This is a genomic window from Pseudomonas sp. HP_12 (assembly GCF_055283955.1).
Genome location: NZ_JBTOQG010000036.1, coordinates 1 through 20,262 on the forward strand (window position 1 = coordinate 1; position 20,262 = coordinate 20,262).

Genomic DNA, 20,262 nt, shown 5'->3' on the forward strand with positions numbered 1-20,262 from the left:
ATCAATTTGCGATTCTGTACGGAGATCGATTTATCAGGCCGACCTGGTAAAAGCACGGCCTGCCTAACGGCAGGCCGCTACCAGCCCGCACACAAAAAATCTGACAGTCCCAAGTAACTCGCCGAAGGCGAAATGTCTGCCGTTAGGCAGACGCTCTTGACCTTCAGAACGCCGACAGTCTCCAAGAGACCATAAAAAAGCCCCGCGTCTCTCAACGCGGGGCTTTCAGTTACAGACGACTAAACCATCACACCACAGCCGTCTGCCCACTCATCGCCAGATCCAGCAACTCACGGTTAGCGACCGCATACATCGCATAATCGTTACCGCTTGCCGCACGCAACTCCACCAACATCGCGCGCCAGCGCTCGACCATCGGCAAATGCTGCTCCAGCCACAGACTCAAACGCTCCTCGACATCCGCAGGACCATTCGCCATCTGCAACACCGACACCGTAATCGCCCGCTGCTGCCAATCGATATCATCACGGAACGCCTCACGGGCCAGCGCCTGCCAATTGTTCTCCACCGGCAACGCACTGATCTGCTGCAGATACCACGTCACATCCAGCGAACTGCCCACCGCGAAATACACCTTCGCCACATCCGCTGCATTCTGACCGGTCACATCAGACGCCTCGATGATCGGCAACAGCGTGTACAAATGACTCGTACCCGCCACCATCCGCGCCAGCAACTCCGGCACGCCGGCTGCCACGTACTCCTGATATCGCGTCTGCCAGACCTCACGGGTCGGGCCTTCCAGCAACTCGTCCAGCTTCAGACCCAGCGCCGCGATGTGTGGACCGAAGTGCGCCACATCACGCGCCGCGTCCAGCTCGTTGCGACGGCTGCGCAAGAACCAGCGCGTCGCGCGACGGCCCAGACGCATCAGCTCATCCATCAACGCCAGTTGAATCTCGGCCGGGACCTTGTAGTCCAGCGCCTCAATCTGACGGAACCAGTGCGGGAGATGGAAAATATCACGCACGATCACGTAAGCACCGGCCACGTTGGCCGCGGTCATGCCGGTCGACTCTTTGAGTCGCTGCACGAACGTGATGCCCATGTGGTTGACCAGGTCGTTGGCGATCTGCGTGCTGACGATTTCGCGCTTCAGACGGTGACGACGCATCGACTCGGAGAACTTCGCGCCCAGTGACGGCGGGAACGCCGTTTCCATGTCGCGGGCCAGGTAGTCGTCATCCGGAACGCGGGATTCCAGCAGCGCTTCCTTGAGGTCGATCTTGCTGTAGGAAATCAGCACCGACAGCTCGGCCCGGGTCAGGCCCTTCTTCTCGGCGATGCGCTCGGCCAGTTGATCTTCCGCCGGCAGGAACTCGATGGCGCGGTCCAGCTTGCCGCGCGCTTCCAGGTCGCTCATCAGGCGCTTGTACTCGGCGATGCGCTCGTAGGCACGGCGCTCCGCCAGGGACAGGGCCTGGGTCTGCTTGTAGTTGTTGCCGAGAACGAGGTTGCCCACTTCGTCGGTCATGCTTTCGAGCAGCAGGTTGCGCTGCTTCTCGGTCATGTCGCCGGCCTGGACCACTTCGTTCAGGAGGATCTTGATGTTTACTTCGTGGTCGGAGCAGTCCACACCACCGGCGTTGTCGATGAAGTCGGTGTTGGTCGCGCCGCCCATCAGGCCGAATTCGACACGGCCCAGCTGGGTCATGCCGAGGTTGCCGCCCTCGCCCACCACTTTGCAGCGCAGCTGATTGCCGTTGACGCGCAGTGCATCGTTGGCCTTGTCGCCGACGTCCGCGTGGGATTCGGTGCTGGCCTTGACGTAGGTGCCGATGCCGCCGTTCCACAGCAGATCCACTGGCGCCTTGAGCAGCGCGTGCATCAGTTCGGTCGGGGTCAGCTTGTCAGCGGTGATGTCAAAGCGCGCTTTCATCTGCGGGGTGATCGCGATGCTTTTCGCGCTGCGCGGGAAGATACCGCCGCCTTCGGACATCAGGCTGGTGTCGTAATCGGTCCACGCCGAACGCGGCAGGTCGAACAGACGCTGACGCTCGACGAAGCTGCTCGCCGGGTCCGGATTCGGATCGATGAAGATATGCAGGTGGTTGAAGGCCGCGACCAGTTGCAGCTTGTCGGACATCAACAGACCGTTGCCGAACACGTCGCCGGCCATGTCGCCGACGCCGATCACGCTGATGCTGTCCTGCTGCACATTGATGCCGCGCTCGCGGAAGTGGCGCTGCACGCCGACCCATGCGCCCTTGGCGGTGATGCCCATTTTCTTGTGGTCGTAACCCGCCGAGCCGCCGGAAGCGAAGGCGTCGCCGAGCCAGAAGCCGTAGTCGATGGCGATACCATTGGCGATGTCGGAGAAGGTCGCGGTGCCTTTGTCGGCGGCGACGACCAGGTACGGGTCATCGTCGTCGTGGCGCACGACGTTGGCCGGCGGCACCAGCGCGCCTTCTTTCAGGTTGTCGGTGATGTCCAGCAGACCGGAAATGAACAGGCGATAGCAGGCAATCGCTTCGGCCTGGATTTCATCGCGGGTCCCGGTGGTCGGCAGACGACGGGGCAGGAAGCCGCCCTTGGCGCCGACCGGCACAATGACCGAGTTCTTCACTTGCTGGGCTTTGACCAGACCCAGCACTTCGGTGCGGAAGTCTTCTTCACGGTCGGACCAGCGCAGGCCGCCACGGGCCACGTTGCCAAAGCGCAGGTGCACGCCTTCGACGCGCGGCGAGTAGACGAAGATTTCGAACTTCGGCACTGGCTTCGGCAGCTCTGGGATCAGGCGCGGGTTGAACTTGAAGCTGAAGTAGCTCTTGCTCTGGCCGTTGGCGTCGGTCTGATAGAAGTTGGTGCGCATGGTCGCCTTGATCAGGTCAAGGTAGCGACGCAGGATGCGGTCTTCGTTGAGCACTTGCACGCCGTCCAGGGCGGTCAGAATCGCCTGCTCCAGACGCTGCTGCATATCGTCGAGGTCGCCGCCGCTGAGCTTGCGCGCCAGATAGAAGCGGGTCTTGAACAGACGCGTCAGCTCGCGAGCGATGTCGGCGTGGTTGTTCAGCGTGCTGGCGATGTAACCCAGGTCGAAGCCCAGACGGATCTGCTTCAGGTAACGCGCGTAGGCACGCAGCAGCGCCACGTCGCGCCACGGCAGACCGGCCGTCAGCACCAGACGGTTGAAGGCGTCGTTTTCGGCTTCGCCACGGACGATGTGGACGAAGGCGTCCTGCAGCGTGTCGTTGAGCTGTTGCAGGTCCAGTTTCAGACCTTCGCCGTAGGTGAACGCGAAGTCGTGAATCCAGAATTCGCGGCCGTTGGTGTGGCGCAGGCGGTACGGGAATTCACCGAGCACGCGCAGGCCGAGGTTTTCCAGAATCGGCAGCACGTCGGACAGCGCCAGCGGCGTGTCAGCGTGGTACAGCTTGCAGTGCAGCTGCGCCTTGTCGCCCGACAGCGGCTGATAAAAGCTCATCACCAGCGGATTGGCTTCGGACAGGCTCAGCACGTGCTGCATGTCGACCACGGCGGAGTGTGCGGCGAAACGCTCGCGGTAGCCTGCCGGGAAACCTTTCGGGAAGTCGGCCAGAACGTTGGTGCCCTGGGCTTCACCGAAGCTTTCGATGACCAGACTGGCGTAGTCGTCTTTCCACGAACGGCAGGCCTGGATGACTTCGTTTTCCAGCTGCTGCGGGTCGATGTCGAGGGTGACTTTCGGGTCCACACGAAGGATCAGCTGAACGCGCGCCAGTACCGACTCGGAGAAGAAGGTCCAGAACTCGCAATCGGTCGCCTTCAGACGATCCATCAGCACTTGCTGGATCTTCTGACGGACTTCGGTGGAATAGACGTCGCGCGGCACGTAGGCCAGGCAGTAGCAGAAACGGCCGTAGGGGTCTTTGCGCAGGAACACGCGGATCTTGTTGCGCTCCTGGATCTGCACGATCGACATGACGGTGGTGAACAGCTCGTCCACCGGGGTCTGGAACAGGTCATCGCGGGGCAGCACTTCAACCACCTGCGCCAGTTCCTTGCCCAGGTGGGCCTTGGCGTCGAAGCCGGAACGGCGCTCGACTTCGGCAACCTTGCGGCGGATGTACGGAATGGCGCGCACGCTTTCGCCATACACTGACGAGGTGTACAGGCCCATGAAGCGCGATTCCTTGATGACCTTGCCGTCGGCGTCGATCTGGCGGATCGACACGTAGTCCGGGTACGCCGGGCGATGCACGCGGCTCGGGTGCGCGGCTTTGGCGAAGGACAGCAGGGTCGGCTCCTGCAGGTACTTCACTGCATAGCCTTCGATGTGCAGGTCTTCGGCAGTGAGCCCTGCGCGCAGCAGTTTGGTCAGACCGAGGAAGGACGACGGGTCGTACTGGAGCTGACCGCCCTCGCCTTCGTTGTCGACGGTAAATTCTTCATAGCCGAGGAAGGTGAAGTGGTTGTTCACCAGCCACTCGAGGAACACCTTGACCTCGGATTTCTCCTCGGGGTCGATGTTGTATTCGGTGGCGTCGATGCCGACCAGCAGCTCGTGGAGCTTGGCTTTCATCGGCTCGAAGCCTTCAACGGCAACGCGGACTTCGCCCAGCACCTGCTCCAGTTCGCGGGCGAGCACGTTCAGCTCCGCGGCATTGGCGCAACGGTCGATCTCCAGGTACATCAGCGATTCTTGCAGGACGTCGCCGCCGGTGGTGCCTTTTGGCAGCAGTTCGAGCAACTGGCCTTTCGCGTCACGGCGGACGCTCAGCACGGTGGTCTGCAGCGTGTGGATGCTGTAACCGCGGCGGTTCAGTTCGGTACGCACCGAGTCGACCAGAAAGGGCAGGTCGTGGTGCAGGACTTCGACGGCGGTGTGGGTGGACTGCCAGCCGTGACGTTCGTAATCGGGGTTGTAGACGCGGACCTGGGGCGTGCCGTGCTCGAAGCGTTCGAGCAGGCGCCAGGCCGAGAGGGTGCAACCGGCCAGGTCAGAGAGTCTGCGCTGGGTGAGTTCGTCGAGGGAGATGATGCCGAAGAATTGCTCGGCGAACAGCGCCACTTGTGGCAGTGCCTGTTCGCTGATGTGCTGAGCCAGTGCCGCTCGCAGTTGGTGCTGGAAGTCGGACTTGCTGGCTGCGGTGAAGAACGCCATCTGTGGTACTCCGATTGGCTTGAGCTTTTATATAGGAGAGATGCGTGTGTCGGGTGGAGCTTGTGTGTTTGTCTCGTTTGCGTCTGGTCGATGATAGTCAGCATAACGTGACAGGGGGCGTCGCGCTTCGCGTTGCCTGTTTTACTAACGCTTTTGGTGTGTGTGCCGTCACATTTGTTCGGCGTGGGTGCAGCTTAACGAGTGGCGCCCTGAATCTGCTTGCGATGCTGCGACATATTCGGACATCGGGTTGAGGGGACTGATTTATTTACAGCGCTTCATCGTAAATTAATCTGTCCCCGAGGTACGCGGTGCGGCTAGGAGGAGATCAAGGGCGTCGGCCTAACGGCCTCGGGTTTCGCCTTCGGCGAGTTACTTGGAAAAGCACCCCAAGTAACCAAGGGTGCCTGCTCTCGGTTTGGCCCTTCCTTCGTCAGGGTTCCTTCACCCAAGTCGCGATTGGCGGTGACTGGACTTTTTGCGTATGAAGATCAAGAGCATGGAGCAGATCAAAAGCTTCCCGGCTGAAGCCGGTTCCACAGGGTGTACGCGATGCTTTTCTAGTGGGACCGGCTTTAGCCGGGAAGAGGCCGGTTTGGTCGCTGTCAATAATGGAGCGAACGCATCAGGTCAGGCTCCACCCAACCACTCGGCCCACCACCCTCCGCAATCTTCAGCAAATCTCTCACAGGACTGGCAAAATCCATCCCTGCCCTGAACCCATCCACGGGAGTTACCGCCATGCAAATGACCACCGACAGCTTCATCTACAACCCATGCGACGAGGAGGAGGATGATATGGCGCTGGCCTGCTGCCATGGCAGCAGCACCGGTGATCTGTTTCTGCTCGCGCGTTTCCCCGATGAGGATGAGGTCGATATCACGTTTCGTGACGACACTGTCCATGTCGAAGACAACATCACCGTCACCCTGAGCGCCACCCGGCTGTTGGTCGAGATCGACGCCAACGATGCCGAACCCCTGGGCGGCGACACCACGTACGACATTAGCCACAACACACCTGCCAATGAGTTGGCCGACCTGAACGCCACGTTGCGGATCATCCTCAACGGTGTCGGGACGTACGTCAGCCAGATCAACTGAGACCCCGGCAGCACCGGGCGGCAATTGACGCAAATGTAAGACAGTTCTTGTTTTAGCCCAGTCCTTTGCTGAAAAGCCGAAAAAACCCGCCGGCCGATTAGTCGGCGCCCCTGCGATGGATTAAAGTAACGCCCCCAGCTTCGGCGCCACTTGGCGCTGCTGCCTCTCCTGCCAGGAACTGTCATCGATGGAACATCGTGAAGCGTTGATCGCGCTGCGGACCTTTCTCTCCACCCAGATTCTCGGGCAGGAGAAACTGGTTGAGCGCTTGCTGATCGCGCTGTTGGCCGACGGCCACATGCTGGTCGAAGGCGCGCCGGGTCTGGCGAAGACCAAAGCGATCAAAGAGCTGGCGGAAGGCATCGAAGCGCAGTTCCATCGCATTCAGTTCACCCCCGACCTGCTCCCGGCCGACATCACCGGCACCGAGATCTATCGTCCGGAAACCGGCAGTTTCGTGTTTCAGCAAGGCCCTATCTTCCACAATCTGGTGCTCGCCGACGAAATCAACCGCGCGCCGGCCAAGGTGCAATCTGCCTTGCTGGAGGCGATGGCCGAGCGTCAGGTCAGTGTCGGGCGCAGTACCTACGACCTGTCGCCGCTGTTTCTGGTGATGGCGACGCAGAACCCAATCGAGCAAGAAGGCACCTACCCGCTGCCCGAAGCGCAGCTCGATCGTTTTCTGATGCACGTCAAGATCGGCTTCCCGGACGCCACCGTCGAACGCAAGATTCTCCAGCAGGCCCGGGGCGAAGCGCTCAACGGCGAGACCAAGCCCGAGCGCCGGGTCAGCCAGCAGGCGATTTTCGCCGCGCGCAAGGAAATCCTCGGTCTGTACATGGCCGATGCCGTCGAGGAATACCTGGTGCAACTGGTGATGGCGACCCGCACGCCCGCCAAGTTCGATGCCGAGCTGGCCGAGTGGATCGGTTACGGCGCCAGCCCCCGCGGTTCGATTTCCCTGGACCGCTGCGCCCGCGCCCACGCCTGGCTGGCCGGGCGCGATTTCGTCAGCCCCGAAGACATCCAGGCGATGGTCTTCGATGTGCTGCGTCATCGCATCATCCTGTCGTTCGAAGCGGAAGCGGCCGGCATCGATCAAGACCGCGTGATCCAGCGTATTCTCGACGTCGTGGCCGTCGCCTGAGCCCATGCAACCCTATCTGATCTCCCAACCGGGCATCCGCATCAGCCTCGCCGACCTCATTGAGATGCGTCATCGCGTGCGGGAAGTGCAGCTGTTTTCAACGCCCAGCCAGCGCAGCCCGTTGATCGGTCTGCACCACTCAAAGCTACGCGGGCGCGGCGTCGACTTCGATCAGGTCAGGGTGTATCAGGCCGGCGACGACGTGAGGACCATCGACTGGCGCGTCACCGCCCGCACGCAGGAGCCTCACACCAAACTGTTTCACGAAGAACGCGAGCGACCGATTTTCATCATGGTCGAGCAAAGCCGCCGCCTGTTTTTCGGCTCCGGGTTGATGTTCAAATCAGTCCTCGCCGCCCAGGCCGCCGCGTTGGTGGGATGGGCCGCGCTGGGCCACAACGACCGGGTCGGCGGGCTGGTGTTCGGTGACAACGAGCATTACGAAATCAAACCGCGACGCAGCAAACAAAGCCTGCTGCAACTGCTGAACCGGCTGGTGCGGGTCAATCAGTCGCTGCACACCGAGGCCGCTGCCGACCGTGACACCTTCGGCGTGGCGCTGCGCCGCGCGCGGGAAGTCATGCGCCCGGGCAGTCTGGCGATCATTCTGTGCGACGAGCGCGCGTTGTCCGACTCCGCAGAACAACAGCTGACTCTGCTGTCCCGGCATTGCGACCTGTTGCTGCTGCCGCTGTCCGATCCGCTGGATCACGCGTTGCCCGCCGCCGGTTTACTGCGCTTCGCTGACCGGGGGGCGCACCTTGAACTCGACACGCTTAACGCCGACTTGCGTCAGAGCTACCGTGCCCAGGGCGAGGCGCGTCAGGCGCGCTGGGAATTGCTGGCGCAGAAGCTGCGCGTGCTGATGATGCCGCTGAGCACCCAGCGTGAAATGGTCGAGCAACTGCGCGAATACCTCAACGGCCAGCGTCCGGTGAAACAGCCATGAGTGCGCTGGACCAGCTGCAACCGCTGATCCTGCCGGAGCCGGTCGGGTTCTGGCCGCCCGCGCCGGGCTGGTGGCTGTTGCTGATCCTGCTGCCGGCGCTGGGCTACGGCCTGTGGCGCGCGCGCAGGCTGCTGCCGAAAAAGACCAGCAGCGACACCGTCGAGCCATTGGACCCGCTGCGCCAGGCCGCGCTGGTCGAACTCGCGCAGATGCCCAAACCCTACGACGGCGCCCCGGCCGGTGCCTGGCTGCAACAGATCAACGGTCTGCTCAAGCGCCTGTGCCGCAATCACTACCCCTACAGCCAGAGCCACACCCTCAACGGCCGCAAATGGCTGGCGTTTCTCGACAACCGCTGTCCGGCCGCCGGCCTCACGCGCTGGATGATCCTCGTCGAGGGCGCCTACAAGCCGGAATGCAAACTCGACGACAAGGCCATCAACGGCCTGACCCAGTCTGTCGAGACCTGGATTCGCAAGCATGTTTGAATTCGCCTGGCCGTGGCTTTTCGCCCTCCTCCCCCTGCCCTGGGTGATGCGCTTCGTGCTACCCGCCGCAGACAGCGGCGAAGCGGCGTTGAAAATCAGCTTTCTCCCCGAGCTGGAAGGCCTCGCCGGTCGCCGCGCCCGAACCCGTTTGCCGGGCTGGCGGCGCCAGTTGCCATTCATTACCGTCTGGCTCCTGCTGCTGGTCGCTGCCGCCCGCCCGCAATGGCTGGGCGAGCCGTTGCCGGTTGCCGCCAGCGGGCGTGATCTGCTGGTGGCGGTGGACGTGTCGGGGTCGATGGATTACCCGGACATGGTCTGGAAAAACGACGAGGTCAGCCGGCTGACCCTGGTGAAAATGCTGCTGGGAGACTTTCTTGAGCACCGTCAGGGCGATCGCATCGGCCTGATTCTGTTCGGCAGTCAGGCGTACCTGCAGGCGCCGCTGACCTTCGACCGCAAGACTGTGCGGGTCTGGCTGGACGAAGCGCGCATCGGCATTGCCGGCAAGAACACCGCCATTGGCGACGCGATCGGGCTGGCGTTGAAGCGTCTGCGCCAGCGTCCGGCCCAGAGCCGCGTGCTGATTCTGGTCACCGACGGTGCCAACAACGCGGGCCAGATCGACCCGCGAACCGCCGCGCGTCTGGCCGCCAGCGAAGGCGTGAAAATCTACCCGATCGGCATCGGCGCCGATCCCGACAACGGCGCCACCAGCATTCTCGGCCTCAACCCCAGCCTGGATCTGGACGAGCCCGCGCTGCGGGAAATCGCCGCAGTCAGCGGTGGCCAGTATTTCCGCGCGTGCAACGGCGCCGAGCTCGCCGGCATCGGCAAGGCGCTGGACCGGCTGGAGCCCGTAGCGCAACAACCGACCCAGGCACGTCCGGCGCGGGCGCTTTATCACGTACCGCTGACGATGGCGCTGTTGTTGAGCCTGCTGCTGGTGGTTCAGGAGCGCTGGCCGAACAACGCGGTTTATCGCTTCTTCGCGCGCCGGCCGACGATTGTGTGGCGTACGCAGTGGCGTCAGCACTTGAAGCGCCTGACGAGGCGCCCATGATCGAATTCCTTTCCAGTCTATGGCCCCATTGGTCGCGCCCGGGGTGGCTGCTGATGCTGCCGGCGCTCGGCTGGCTGTTGTGGCGGTTATGGAATCGGCAGAAGCGCGTCGGGCGCTGGCAGATGATCATTCCCAGCGCCTTTCATTCCGCCCTGCTCAGCGGCGGCGGCGGTCGGGAAAGCAAATTGCCGTGGGTGGTGCTGGGTCTAGGCTGGTTGCTGGCTCTAGTGGCACTGCTCGGGCCGAGCTGGCAGCGGGTTGAGCAGAACAGCCAACGGCCGGTCGATCCACTGGTGGTGATGCTGGAGCTGACCCCGGAAATGCTCGCGGCTGACAGCCCGCCCACCCGACTCGAACAGGCGCGACGCAAGTTGCTCGATCTGTTACAGGCGCGCAGCGATTCACAGACCGCGATCATCGTCTACGCCGGCAGCGCCCACACCCTGGTGCCGCTGTCCGATGATCTGGCGACCAGCAAAAACCTGCTGGATGCGATCAAGCCGTCGATCATGCCAGAAGCCGGCCAGCGCGCGGACCTTGCCGTACGCAAGGCGCTGGATTTGCTGGAACAGGGTGACCTGGGCCAAGGGCGGCTGCTGTGGATCGGTTCGTCCCTCAGCGACGCCGAGCGTCAGGGCATTCGCACCGCGATGACCGGACGCGATGCCCCTCCTTTACTGATGCTCGGGGTCGGCACCGCGGAAGGCGCGCCGGTCACCCAAGAGAAAGGCGGTTTCCTGAAGGACGCCCAGGGCGGCATCCTTGTGCCGCGTCTGGACGGGCCGGTGCTCAAGGATTTCGCCGACAGCATGGGCGGTCGCTATGCCTCGCTGCGCCTGGATAATCAGGACCTGAACGACCTCGGTCTGCTCGACGGTCCGAAGAGCCTGATCAGCCAGGGCCAGAAGGTGCGGCTCGACCGCTGGGCCGATCAGGGCTACTGGTTGCTGCTGCCGCTTCTGCTGCTGGCCGGTTGCGCCGGGCGACGCGGTTGGTTGCTGTGCCTGCCGCTGTTGCTGATGGCCGTGCCGCAACCCAGCTATGCCTTCGGTTTCGAAGACCTGTGGCGCCGCCCCGACCAACAGGGCGAACACTTGCTCAAGCGTCATCATCCGGCGGAAGCCGCTCGGCATTTCGAGGATCCGCAGTGGCAAGGCGTCGCGCTGTATCAGGCCGGTGACTATGCCGGCGCCGTCCAGCGCTTTGCCAAGGGCAGCAGCGCCGCCGACCATTACAATCGCGGCAATGCACTGGCCCGAAGCGGTGAGCTGGAAGCCGCCATCGACGCCTATGAACAGGCGCTGGAGCGACAACCGGATTTCCCGGCGGCGTCAGCCAACAAGGCGTTGGTGGAACACGTCCTGGAGCAGAACAAGGCGTCGAACCAGGCGAAAGCGGACGAGAAGGCGAAGAGTGACGAGAACGCCGACAATGCCCGCGAAGGCAATACCGGACAGTCGTCATCGAGTGCGCCGTCAGCCCAGCAGGATGCCGATGCCGACCGCTCGGCCAGCGATCAGCAAAACGCCGCCGACGAGCAGGCTTCCGGCGCAGGGTCCGACAGCGACGAGCCGGCGCGTGCCTCCGGAAAACCGGCCGACGGACAGATCGATGGCGAGCAGAAACAGGCGCTCGAACAATGGCTGCGGCAGATCCCCGACGAACCCGGGGAGCTGTTGCGGCGCAAATTCTGGTACGAACAACAGCAGCATCAGGAAAAAACCCGATGAGTCGTCTGCACAGGTTGCTGATCGCAGGAATGTGGTGCCTGTTCGCCCTGGTGGCGCAGCTGGCCCAGGCCGACAGTGCAGGCTCCACGCTGCAATCCAGCGTTGACCGCACACGCGTCAACACCGGCGAAACCGTCGAACTGACCCTTGAAACCGACGACGCCACCGTCTTCGGCCGACCGGACATGAGCGCGCTGGACGCCGACTTCGAGGTCCGCGACACCCGCCAGCTCAACAGCCTGACCACGCTGGAAGGCAATGTTCACGCGACGACCCGCTGGCTGATCACGCTGATGCCGCGCCACAGCGGCTCGATTGAAATCCCTCCGCTGAAGCTGGGCGAAATGACCAGCCAGCCGATCGTGCTGCAAGTGGTCGATGTCGGTCCGGCCGCCCAGGGTCAGGAGCAGAAGCTCGCCCCGGTATTCATGGAAGCGAGCCTTGACCAGGACAGCGTGTATGTTCAGGCGCAGGTCTTGCTCACCGTGCGCATCTACCACTCGGTGTCGCTGTTCGACGACAGCAGCCTGACACCGCTGCAAGTGCCCGACGCGCGCATCGAAAAGCTTGGTGACACGCGCACGTACGAGAAGCAGATCAATGGCATTCGCCACGGCGTGATCGAAATGCGCTATGCGCTTTACCCGCAGCACAGCGGCGCGCTGACCATCCCCGCCCAGGCGTTCAGCGCCACGCTGGTTCAGGACACCACCGACGCCGCTGCGGCCGCCGCCATGGCGCCCGGCGCGATTGCCAGCGGGCCGAAACCCGGCCGACTGATGCACGTGACGTCGCTGCCCCTGACCCTCGACGTCAAGCCGCAACCGGCGCACTACCCCGCCGATACGCCATGGCTGCCGGCGCGCAGCGTCAGCCTCAGTGAAAACTGGAGCCCGGAACCTGCCCACAGCCAGGTCGGCGATTCCCTCACCCGCACCCTGCAATTGAAGGCCGAAGGGCTGTCCAGCGCGCAGTTGCCGCCGCTGCCTGCCACCGACGTCAGCGCGTTGCGGCGCTACCCGGACCAGCCGCAACTGAGCAATCAGGCCGGTGAGCGCGGCTTGACCGGCGTGCGTGAGGAACGCGAGGCGCTGGTGCCCAATCGTCCCGGCGCCATCGAGATTCCCGCTGTCGATCTGGTCTGGTGGAACACCCAGGAAGATCACCTGGAGCACAGCGCCCTGCCCGCCCGCACCTTGCAGGTCAGCCCCAATCCGGCGTTCGCCGTGGACACGCCCGTGAGCGACAACGGTAATGTGACGGTGATTGGCCCGCCGGTGTGGCCGTGGCAGTTGAGCACGGTGCTGTTGAGTTTCACCACGCTGCTGGGCTTCGGCCTGTGGTGGCGCGGGCGCTGGCAACCGGCGCTGGCCCGGGTCGCGCAAACGGGGCCGAGTCCGCGTACAGTGCTCGACGACCTGAAACGCGCGTGCCTGGCCAACGACCCCCACGCCACCCGCCAGGCGCTGGACGCCTGGGCCCGTCAACAACCGGAAACTCTGGCCGACATGGCCGCGCGCTTCGTGCCGCTGTCCCATGCGCTGGACGGATTGAATGGCGCGCTGTACAGCGAGACCGAAAAACTGTGGCTGGGCGAAGACCTCTGGCGCGCCGTCAAAGCGCTGCCCGCCATCGAGAACCCCCAGGACCCGAACGGAGGCGACAGCCTGCCGCCGCTGTATCCAAAATGATTTCCATCGATCAGCGCGTTTTCCGGCAACGCTGGAAAACAGGCTGATCGTTAAACCAAGGTACCCCCATGCGTCTGTTCCACACCTCCGACTGGCACCTCGGCCAGAACCTTCATGGTCAGGAGCGAGATTTCGAACACGCCAGCTTTCTGACCTGGCTGCTGTCCCGTCTGGCCGAGCGCAAACCGGATGTCCTGCTGATCGCCGGCGACATCTTTGACACGGTCAATCCGCCGGTCAAATCCCAGGAGCGCCTGTACGACTTCATCGTCAGCGCCCACGAACAGAACCCGCAGCTGACCATCGTCATGATCGCCGGCAACCACGACTCCGGCTCGCGCATCGAACTGCCCGCGCCGCTGATGCGACGCCTGCGCACCCACGCCCTGGGCCGGGTGCTCTGGCTCGACGATGGCGTGCTCGACGTCGATCGCCTGTTGCTGCCACTGAGCAATGCCAAGGGCAAAGTCGTCGGCTGGTGCCTGGCGCTGCCTTTCCTGCGCCCCGCCGAAGTAACCGGCGCCGCGTTGGGCGATAACTATCTGCGCGGCATCGGGCAGGTCCACGAAATGCTCATCGCCGCCGCAAACCAGCGGCGCAAGAAAGGCCAGGCGCTGATCGCTATCAGCCACGCGCACATGGCCGGCGGCTCGGTGTCGGAAGACTCCGAACGCAGCCTGATCATCGGCAACGCCGAAGCCCTGCCCGCCAGCCTGTTCGGCGAGAGCATCACCTACGTGGCCCTGGGTCATCTGCACAAACCCCAGCGAATCAATGGCGAAGACCGCATTCGCTACTGCGGCTCGCCGATTCCCCTGTCGTTTTCGGAAATCGGCTACCAGCACCAGATCCTCGAAATCGAGTGCGACGGCGACACACTGGTCAGCGTCAAACCGCTGCTGATCCCCCGCGCCGTGAACCTGCAACGGGTCGGCCCGGCAAGCTTGGCCGAGCTGTTGCTGCAACTGCGGGATCTCCCGGACATCGACCTGCTGGCCGACGTCGACCGTCAACCATGGCTCGAAGTCCGCGTACGCCTGGACGAGCCGCAGCCGGATCTTCGCAACCAGATTGAGGCCGCGCTGGAAGGCAAGGCCGTGCGACTGGTGCGCATTGCCGCCGAATACGCTGGCAAGGGCGGTCGCGATGAAGACGCCAACCAGGACTTGATCGAGCTGGACCAACTGAGCCCCCAAGAACTGTTCAGCCGTGCCTGGCAGGACAGTTACGGCAGCGAGGTCGAAGAACAGACGCTGCAGGACTTTGCGACCCTGCTTCAGGACGTGCAGCTGGAGAGCGAGCAGCCATGAAGATCCTCGCCATTCGCCTGAAAAACCTCGCCTCGCTGGCTGGCCCGTTTGAGCTGGATTTCACCGCCGAGCCCCTCGCCAGCGCCGGCCTGTTCGCCATCACCGGCCCCACCGGCGCGGGCAAGAGCACGCTGCTGGATGCCCTGTGCCTGGCGCTGTTCGGCGCGATCCCCCGGCTGAACAACATCGGCCAGTCCCGCGTGCCGGAGATCGACGGGGATATCAGCACCAACGATCCGCGCAACCTGCTGCGTCGCGGCACCGGCAGCGGTTACGCCGAGGTGGATTTCGTCGGCATCGACAAGCGCCGGTATCGCGCGCGCTGGGAAGCCAACCGCGCCCGCGACAACGCCACGAAAAAACTCCAGGCCAGCCGCCAGACGCTGATCGACCTGGACAGCGAGCAGATTCTCAGCACGCAGAACAAGACCGAGTACAAGACCCTGCTCGAAGCGCGACTGGGGCTGAACTTCGAGCAGTTCACCCGGGCGGTGATGCTGGCGCAAAGCGAGTTCAGCGCCTTCCTCAAGGCCGACGACAAAGACCGCAGCGAACTGCTGGAGAAGCTCACCGACACGGCAATCTACAGCCAGTTGGGCCGCCGCGCCTACAGCAAAAGCAAGGAAGCCGAAGAAGCGCTGAAAACCCTTCAGGCCCAGGCCGGCACGCTGACGCCGATGGAGCCTGAGCAGCGCGCCGAGCTTGAGCAGCGCTTCAACGACGCTCAGCAGCAACTGAAACTGCAACAGGCGCACCTGCGCCAGCTGGAGCTCAAGCAGCAGTGGTTCAAGGAATTGAATCGCCTGGGGGACAGCCATCAGGCGGCCAACGAACAGCTCGCCAGCGCCCAGCAGACATGGGACGCACACAGCGCCGATCGTCAGCAGCTCGCGTTATTGGAGCGTCTGGCGCCACAGCGGCATCTGTTCGGTCAGCGGTCCAGGCTTCAAGCTCAGCTCGCGCCGCTCACCGCCGCGATTCAGGCCCACCAGCTCAAGCAAACCGGGCTTGATGGGCGCAGCGCCGACCTGGACAGCAAGCGCATCAGCGCCGACGGCACGTTGCAGCAAGCGCAGGAACAACTGCTCAATGCGCGGCCGGCCCTGAGTGAAGCGTTCGAGCAGCAGGCCCAGCTCAACCATCTGAATCAGGAGCTGCAACAACTCGGCGAGCACACGCGTGCCGCGCAGCAGGCCAGCACCGAAGGTCAGTCGACCCTCGATCAACTGGCCGAGCAGCAACGCCAGGTCGAAGGGCGTTTGCAGGCCATCGCCGAGCAGCTGGAGCAGAGCGCGTCGTTGACCACGCTGAGTCAGTCGTGGAGCGCCTACCGGCCGCGTCTTCAGCAAACCGTGCAGCTCAGCGCGCGCCTGATTCAGGGACGTGCCGAGCTGCCGCAGCTGGAGAAAAGCGCCACCCTCGCCGAGCAGACGCTAAGCGAGCGCCGCAGCGCGTTGCAGGCGCTGTACGACGACGCCGAGGTCAAGGCCGACGCGGTCAGCCATGAGATCGAACGGCTGGGACAACTCCTGCAGGACAACCGCCAGCAGCACGGCGCCAGCGACTCACTTGAACGTCTGTTGCAGCGCCATCAGGACGTCGCCGGCCGCCTGCTCGACGTGCAAACCCGCCAGCAGCAGGCCACCGAGCGTCGCGCCCAAAGCATCGCCCAAGGCCTGAAACTCAAGGCCGAACACGAAGCCGCCGAGCAGGCGCTGAAGGTCACCGTTGAACTGCTGCAACGCCAGCGCCTGGCCCGCAGCGCCAGTGTCGAGCAACTGCGCGAGCAATTGGTCGATCAGCAACCGTGCCCGGTGTGCGGCAGCGAAGAACATCCCTATCACCAGTCCGCCGCGCTGCTTGAAGCGCTGTCGGGGCACGACGACGGCGAAGAAGCACGCGCCCGGCAAACCGTCGGGCAGCTCAGTGAAAAGCTCGCCGAGCTGCGCGCCGAAGTCGCCGAGCTCAATAACCAGCTCAAGCAGTCCAAACCGCAGCAGGACCAACTGGCCGAACAGCTGGAAAGACTGGCGCCTGAACTGGAAGCTCACCCGGTCTATCCGCGTTTGCTGGAGCAACCCGAGCACCTGCGCGGCGACTGGCTGAGCGAACGCCTGCATCAGCTGGCTGAGGACATCCTCAGCGCCGAACAGCGCCAGACCCGTTTGCTGAAAGTGCAGCGGGACGCCGAGTCCCTGCAGCAGCAGGTGCTCGATGCGCGCGAGGCCAGTCAGCAGGCGATGAAGCTGCTGGACGATCAGCAACGCCATATCGCCCTCGACAATCAGGGCTTCGAAGCGGCGCTGCAGGAGTTTGAGCCGCTGCTGCCTGCCGAAAGCTTGAGCCAGTGGCGCGAGTCGGCGACCCAGAGCTTCATGCAGCTGGACAACGACATTGCCGCCCGTGTCGAGCAGCTCGATCAGCAGAAGACCGAGCTGCAGGATCACAGCGAGCGCGCGCAAAAACTCGAGCGCGAGCAAGCCGCCCAGCAAAGTCGCGCGGCAGAACATCAAAAGTTGCAGGCTCAACTCGATGCCCGTCAGCACCAACACCAGACGGTGCAACAGCAACTGGCGCAGACCCTCGGCGACCACGCGTCACCCGAGCGCTGGCAGCACGCCCTTGAGCAGGCGGTCGAGCAGGCGCGGGAGGCGCAAAACGCCATCGCCCATGAACTGCAAGCGGCGCGCAGCGAACTGATCAAGCTCACCGCAGAGCTGGAGGGTGAGCAACAGCGCTTGCAGGCCCTTGAACAGGAGCTGGGAGAACTCGAACGGCAGATCGCCGAGTGGCGCAGCAGCCACAGCGAGCTCGACGATGCCGCGCTTGAGGTGTTGCTGGGGATGAGCGACGACAGCGTTGGCGCGTTGCGTCAGCAATTGCAGTCCAGCGAAAAAGCCCTGGAGCAAGCCAGGGTTCTGGTGGCAGAGCGCGCGGCGCAGTTGCAGCAGCATCAGGCCCGGCACAGCGACAGTGGCGACGCCGAGCAGTTACTGGCCGAGTTGACCGAAGCGCAGGCGCAATCGGTGATTCAAGATCAACTGTGCGCCGACCTGCGCGCCCAGGTCAGCGAAGACAACCGCCGTCGCGACGCCAGCAGCGAGCTGCAGGAGCGCATCGCCCACGCACACGCTGAATATCTGCGCTGGGGCCGACTCAACGCGCTGATCGGCTCCGCCACCGGCGATACGTTCCGCAAGATCGCCCAGGCCTACAACCTCGATCTGCTGGTGCACCACGCCAACGCGCAGCTCAAGCAACTAGTGCGTCGCTATCGCCTGAAACGCGGCGGCAGCATGCTCGGCTTGCTGGTCATGGACACCGAAATGGGCGACGAACTTCGCTCGGTTCACTCGCTCTCGGGCGGTGAAACCTTCCTGGTGTCCCTCGCCCTGGCGCTGGGCCTGGCGTCCATGGCTTCAAGCACGCTGAAGATTGAATCGCTGTTCATCGACGAAGGCTTCGGCAGCCTTGACCCAGAATCCCTGCAACTGGCCATGGACGCCCTCGACGGGCTGCAGGCCCAGGGCCGCAAGGTCGGGGTGATCTCCCACGTGCAGGAAATGCACGAGCGCATCCCCGTGCAGATTCAGGTGCGGCGTCAGGGCAATGGCCTGAGCACCGTCGAGGTCAGCAGCGGCTAATCCGTTTTTTCACGACGCACGGAAGCGCCCGATGGCGTTTCTGTGCAACCCTGTATCCCTTGCGCGACAGTCGCGCCAAACTCGAAAGAAGGTAAAACCACGTGGCAAACTCAAAAGTATTTTTCGACATCACTGCCAACGACGAGCCAATGGGCCGCATCGTCATGGAGCTGCACAACGACGTCGTTCCGAAAACCGCTGAAAACTTTCGCGCGCTGTGCACCGGCGAAAAAGGCGACGGCCTGAGCTACAAGGGTTCGTCCTTCCACCGCGTGATCCAGAACTTCATGCTGCAGGGCGGTGATTTCACCAACCACAACGGCACCGGCGGCAAGTCGATCTACGGCAACAAGTTCGAAGACGAAAACTTCACCCTCAAGCACACCGCCCCAGGTGACCTTTCGATGGCCAACGCTGGCCCGAACACCAACGGCAGCCAGTTCTTCATCACCACCATCGTCACCGAATGGCTGGACGGCAAACACGTCGTCTTCGGCAAAGTCATCGAAGGCATGGACGTGGTCAAGGCCATCGAAGCGCTGGGTTCGCAATCCGGCCGCACCAGCAAGAAAGTCGTCATCGCCGATTGCGGCGAACTGACCGAGGCTTGAGCATGACGTCGGCGCCTCACGCTGAATCGACGGTGCCGACGCTCTACTCGTTCCGCCGCTGCCCCTACGCCATGCGCGCTCGCATGGCGCTGGGGTATTGCGGCGTACCGGTGCACACCGTGGAAGTCAGCCTCAAGGCCAAACCGGCTGAAATGCTCGAACGCTCACCCAAAGGCACCGTGCCGGTTCTGGTGCTGCAAGACCGGGTGCTGGAGCAGAGTCTGGACATCATGCACTGGGCCTTGGCGCAGCATGACCCGGACGATTGGTCCCTCGCACGCAACGTCGAAGGTCAGCAACAGATCGCCGCGCTGATCGCGGAAAACGACAGCCGCTTCAAACAGGATCTGGATCACTACAAATACGCCGTGCGTTATCCCGAATTCACGCAGGAAGAATACCGCCAGCGGGGTGAGAGGTTTCTGCGCAGGCTGAACGAATTACTGGCGTCACGGGACTTTCTGATCGCCGATCGACTGACCCTGGCCGACATCGCCATAGCGCCCTTCATACGGCAATTTTGCGCGGTGGATGCGGACTGGTTCTGGCAAAGCCCCTACCCCCACCTGCAACGCTGGTTACAGCGATTTCTCGCCTCGGACCTGTTCATCAATGCGATGGCCAAGCGCGGATTGTGACTGTGTTGGTTACTGGTTAAACCCCTTCGCTAAACCACTTCGAACTGAAAGATCGGCGAAATCATCTCGCTGTGCCGTGGCGGCGGATTGCCGGCGTTGAGCTTCTGCGAGCGCTGCATCTCGACCGCCTCCGCGACCTCGGTCTTGAACTCCATGCTGCGCGCCACACCGCCCACCGACCCTTCGCCATGGCCGAGCAATGAGCAGCCGTTGTTGATCAGTGCGAAGAACACAATCACCCAGAAGTTCGCGCCTTTCACGACGCACGCCCCTGGGACTGAACAGCCGCGCGATTAAGTTCAACTGACGCTGTTTGCGTCGATATTGGCGACGCAGCATTGAGTTGTGGGTTCGTGCTGATGACGGTAACCACTGCGATGAAAACCACATACAACGCGATGGCGGTATAAGCGCCGTGTTTGATTGAATTGAGGATGGCAGTGGCCATGATTGAAGCTCCGGGACGTGTCTGTTTCAGGCGCCCAGAATGCTTGAAGTTATTGTCATTAAAAAACGATGGCTAGCGATTCAAGAGATCGACGGAGTTGATTATTTGGGAAATTAATCAGGCTGATAGACCAACGCATTGGTCCTATTTACATCAATCCAAGTGGGAGCGAGCTTGCTCGCGAATAGGCTGGGACATCCGCCAAATCTCCAGAGGCTGAAATGCAGTCTTCGCGAGCAAGCTCGCTTGTATGGTTAGACTTGAAGGGGTGGTGGGACGAACAGTTCGCATCTGACTGCTGCAACAGTACAGACCGTGGGAGACCTCGCCCCACCCCT

At 62.9% G+C, this 20,262-nt stretch carries 14 protein-coding genes; 11 read left to right on the forward strand and 3 right to left on the reverse strand.

Annotation, left to right across the window (positions count from 1 at the left end; all coding sequences use genetic code 11):
• Positions 1–247 precede the first annotated feature (247 nt).
• Complete coding sequence (locus tag ACYASU_RS20205; RefSeq protein WP_463583836.1) at positions 248–5,104, reverse strand: NAD-glutamate dehydrogenase; 4,857 nt, start codon at positions 5,102–5,104, stop codon at positions 248–250.
• Between the two features lie 741 nt (positions 5,105–5,845).
• Between ACYASU_RS20205 and ACYASU_RS20210 the strand changes: the two genes are divergently transcribed.
• The 11 genes from ACYASU_RS20210 to ACYASU_RS20260 all read left to right on the forward strand — a co-directional run bounded on the left by ACYASU_RS20210 (position 5,846) and on the right by ACYASU_RS20260 (position 19,476).
• On the forward strand, positions 5,846–6,208 hold the full coding sequence (locus ACYASU_RS20210; RefSeq protein ID WP_463583837.1) for a hypothetical protein: 363 nt from the start codon (positions 5,846–5,848) through the stop codon (positions 6,206–6,208).
• 187 nt (positions 6,209–6,395) lie between these two features.
• Complete coding sequence (locus ACYASU_RS20215) at positions 6,396–7,355, forward strand: AAA family ATPase (RefSeq protein ID WP_037013687.1); 960 nt, start codon at positions 6,396–6,398, stop codon at positions 7,353–7,355.
• A 4-nt stretch (positions 7,356–7,359) separates the two neighbouring features.
• Entirely contained in the window at positions 7,360–8,304 is a 945-nt protein-coding gene (locus tag ACYASU_RS20220; protein ID WP_172611290.1) for a DUF58 domain-containing protein, read from the forward strand.
• Positions 8,301–8,792 (forward strand): DUF4381 domain-containing protein, encoded by a 492-nt coding sequence (locus tag ACYASU_RS20225; protein ID WP_463583838.1) that lies wholly within the window; start codon positions 8,301–8,303, stop codon positions 8,790–8,792. The genes ACYASU_RS20220 and ACYASU_RS20225 overlap by 4 nt, the downstream gene beginning before the upstream one ends.
• A complete protein-coding gene (locus ACYASU_RS20230) occupies positions 8,785–9,852 on the forward strand; it encodes a vWA domain-containing protein (RefSeq protein WP_463583839.1) in 1,068 nt (355 codons plus the stop codon). Before ACYASU_RS20225 ends, ACYASU_RS20230 begins: the two co-directional genes overlap by 8 nt.
• On the forward strand, positions 9,849–11,582 hold the full coding sequence (locus tag ACYASU_RS20235) for a VWA domain-containing protein (RefSeq protein WP_463583840.1): 1,734 nt from the start codon (positions 9,849–9,851) through the stop codon (positions 11,580–11,582). The genes ACYASU_RS20230 and ACYASU_RS20235 overlap by 4 nt, the downstream gene beginning before the upstream one ends.
• On the forward strand, positions 11,579–13,273 hold the full coding sequence (locus ACYASU_RS20240) for a BatD family protein (RefSeq protein ID WP_463583841.1): 1,695 nt from the start codon (positions 11,579–11,581) through the stop codon (positions 13,271–13,273). The genes ACYASU_RS20235 and ACYASU_RS20240 overlap by 4 nt, the downstream gene beginning before the upstream one ends.
• Positions 13,274–13,341: 68 nt before the next feature.
• On the forward strand, positions 13,342–14,583 hold the full coding sequence (locus tag ACYASU_RS20245; protein ID WP_463583842.1) for an exonuclease SbcCD subunit D C-terminal domain-containing protein: 1,242 nt from the start codon (positions 13,342–13,344) through the stop codon (positions 14,581–14,583).
• Positions 14,580–18,227, forward strand: a complete 3,648-nt coding sequence (locus tag ACYASU_RS20250) for an AAA family ATPase (RefSeq protein ID WP_463583843.1) — start codon at positions 14,580–14,582, stop codon at positions 18,225–18,227. Before ACYASU_RS20245 ends, ACYASU_RS20250 begins: the two co-directional genes overlap by 4 nt.
• A gap of 101 nt (positions 18,228–18,328) precedes the next feature.
• Entirely contained in the window at positions 18,329–18,838 is a 510-nt protein-coding gene (locus ACYASU_RS20255; RefSeq protein WP_037013702.1) for a peptidylprolyl isomerase, read from the forward strand.
• Between the two features lie 32 nt (positions 18,839–18,870).
• Positions 18,871–19,476: a glutathione S-transferase gene (locus tag ACYASU_RS20260; protein WP_463583846.1), complete on the forward strand. Its 606-nt coding sequence runs from the start codon at positions 18,871–18,873 to the stop codon at positions 19,474–19,476.
• A gap of 29 nt (positions 19,477–19,505) precedes the next feature.
• Here ACYASU_RS20260 and ACYASU_RS20265 read toward each other — a convergent pair whose 3' ends face one another.
• Positions 19,506–19,736 (reverse strand): hypothetical protein, encoded by a 231-nt coding sequence (locus ACYASU_RS20265; protein WP_463583844.1) that lies wholly within the window; start codon positions 19,734–19,736, stop codon positions 19,506–19,508.
• Positions 19,733–19,924 carry a hypothetical protein gene (locus ACYASU_RS20270; RefSeq protein WP_463583845.1) on the reverse strand — a complete coding sequence of 64 codons (192 nt, stop codon included), beginning with the start codon at positions 19,922–19,924 and terminating at the stop codon, positions 19,733–19,735. The genes ACYASU_RS20265 and ACYASU_RS20270 overlap by 4 nt, the downstream gene beginning before the upstream one ends.
• Between the last annotated feature and the right edge of the window lie 338 nt (positions 19,925–20,262).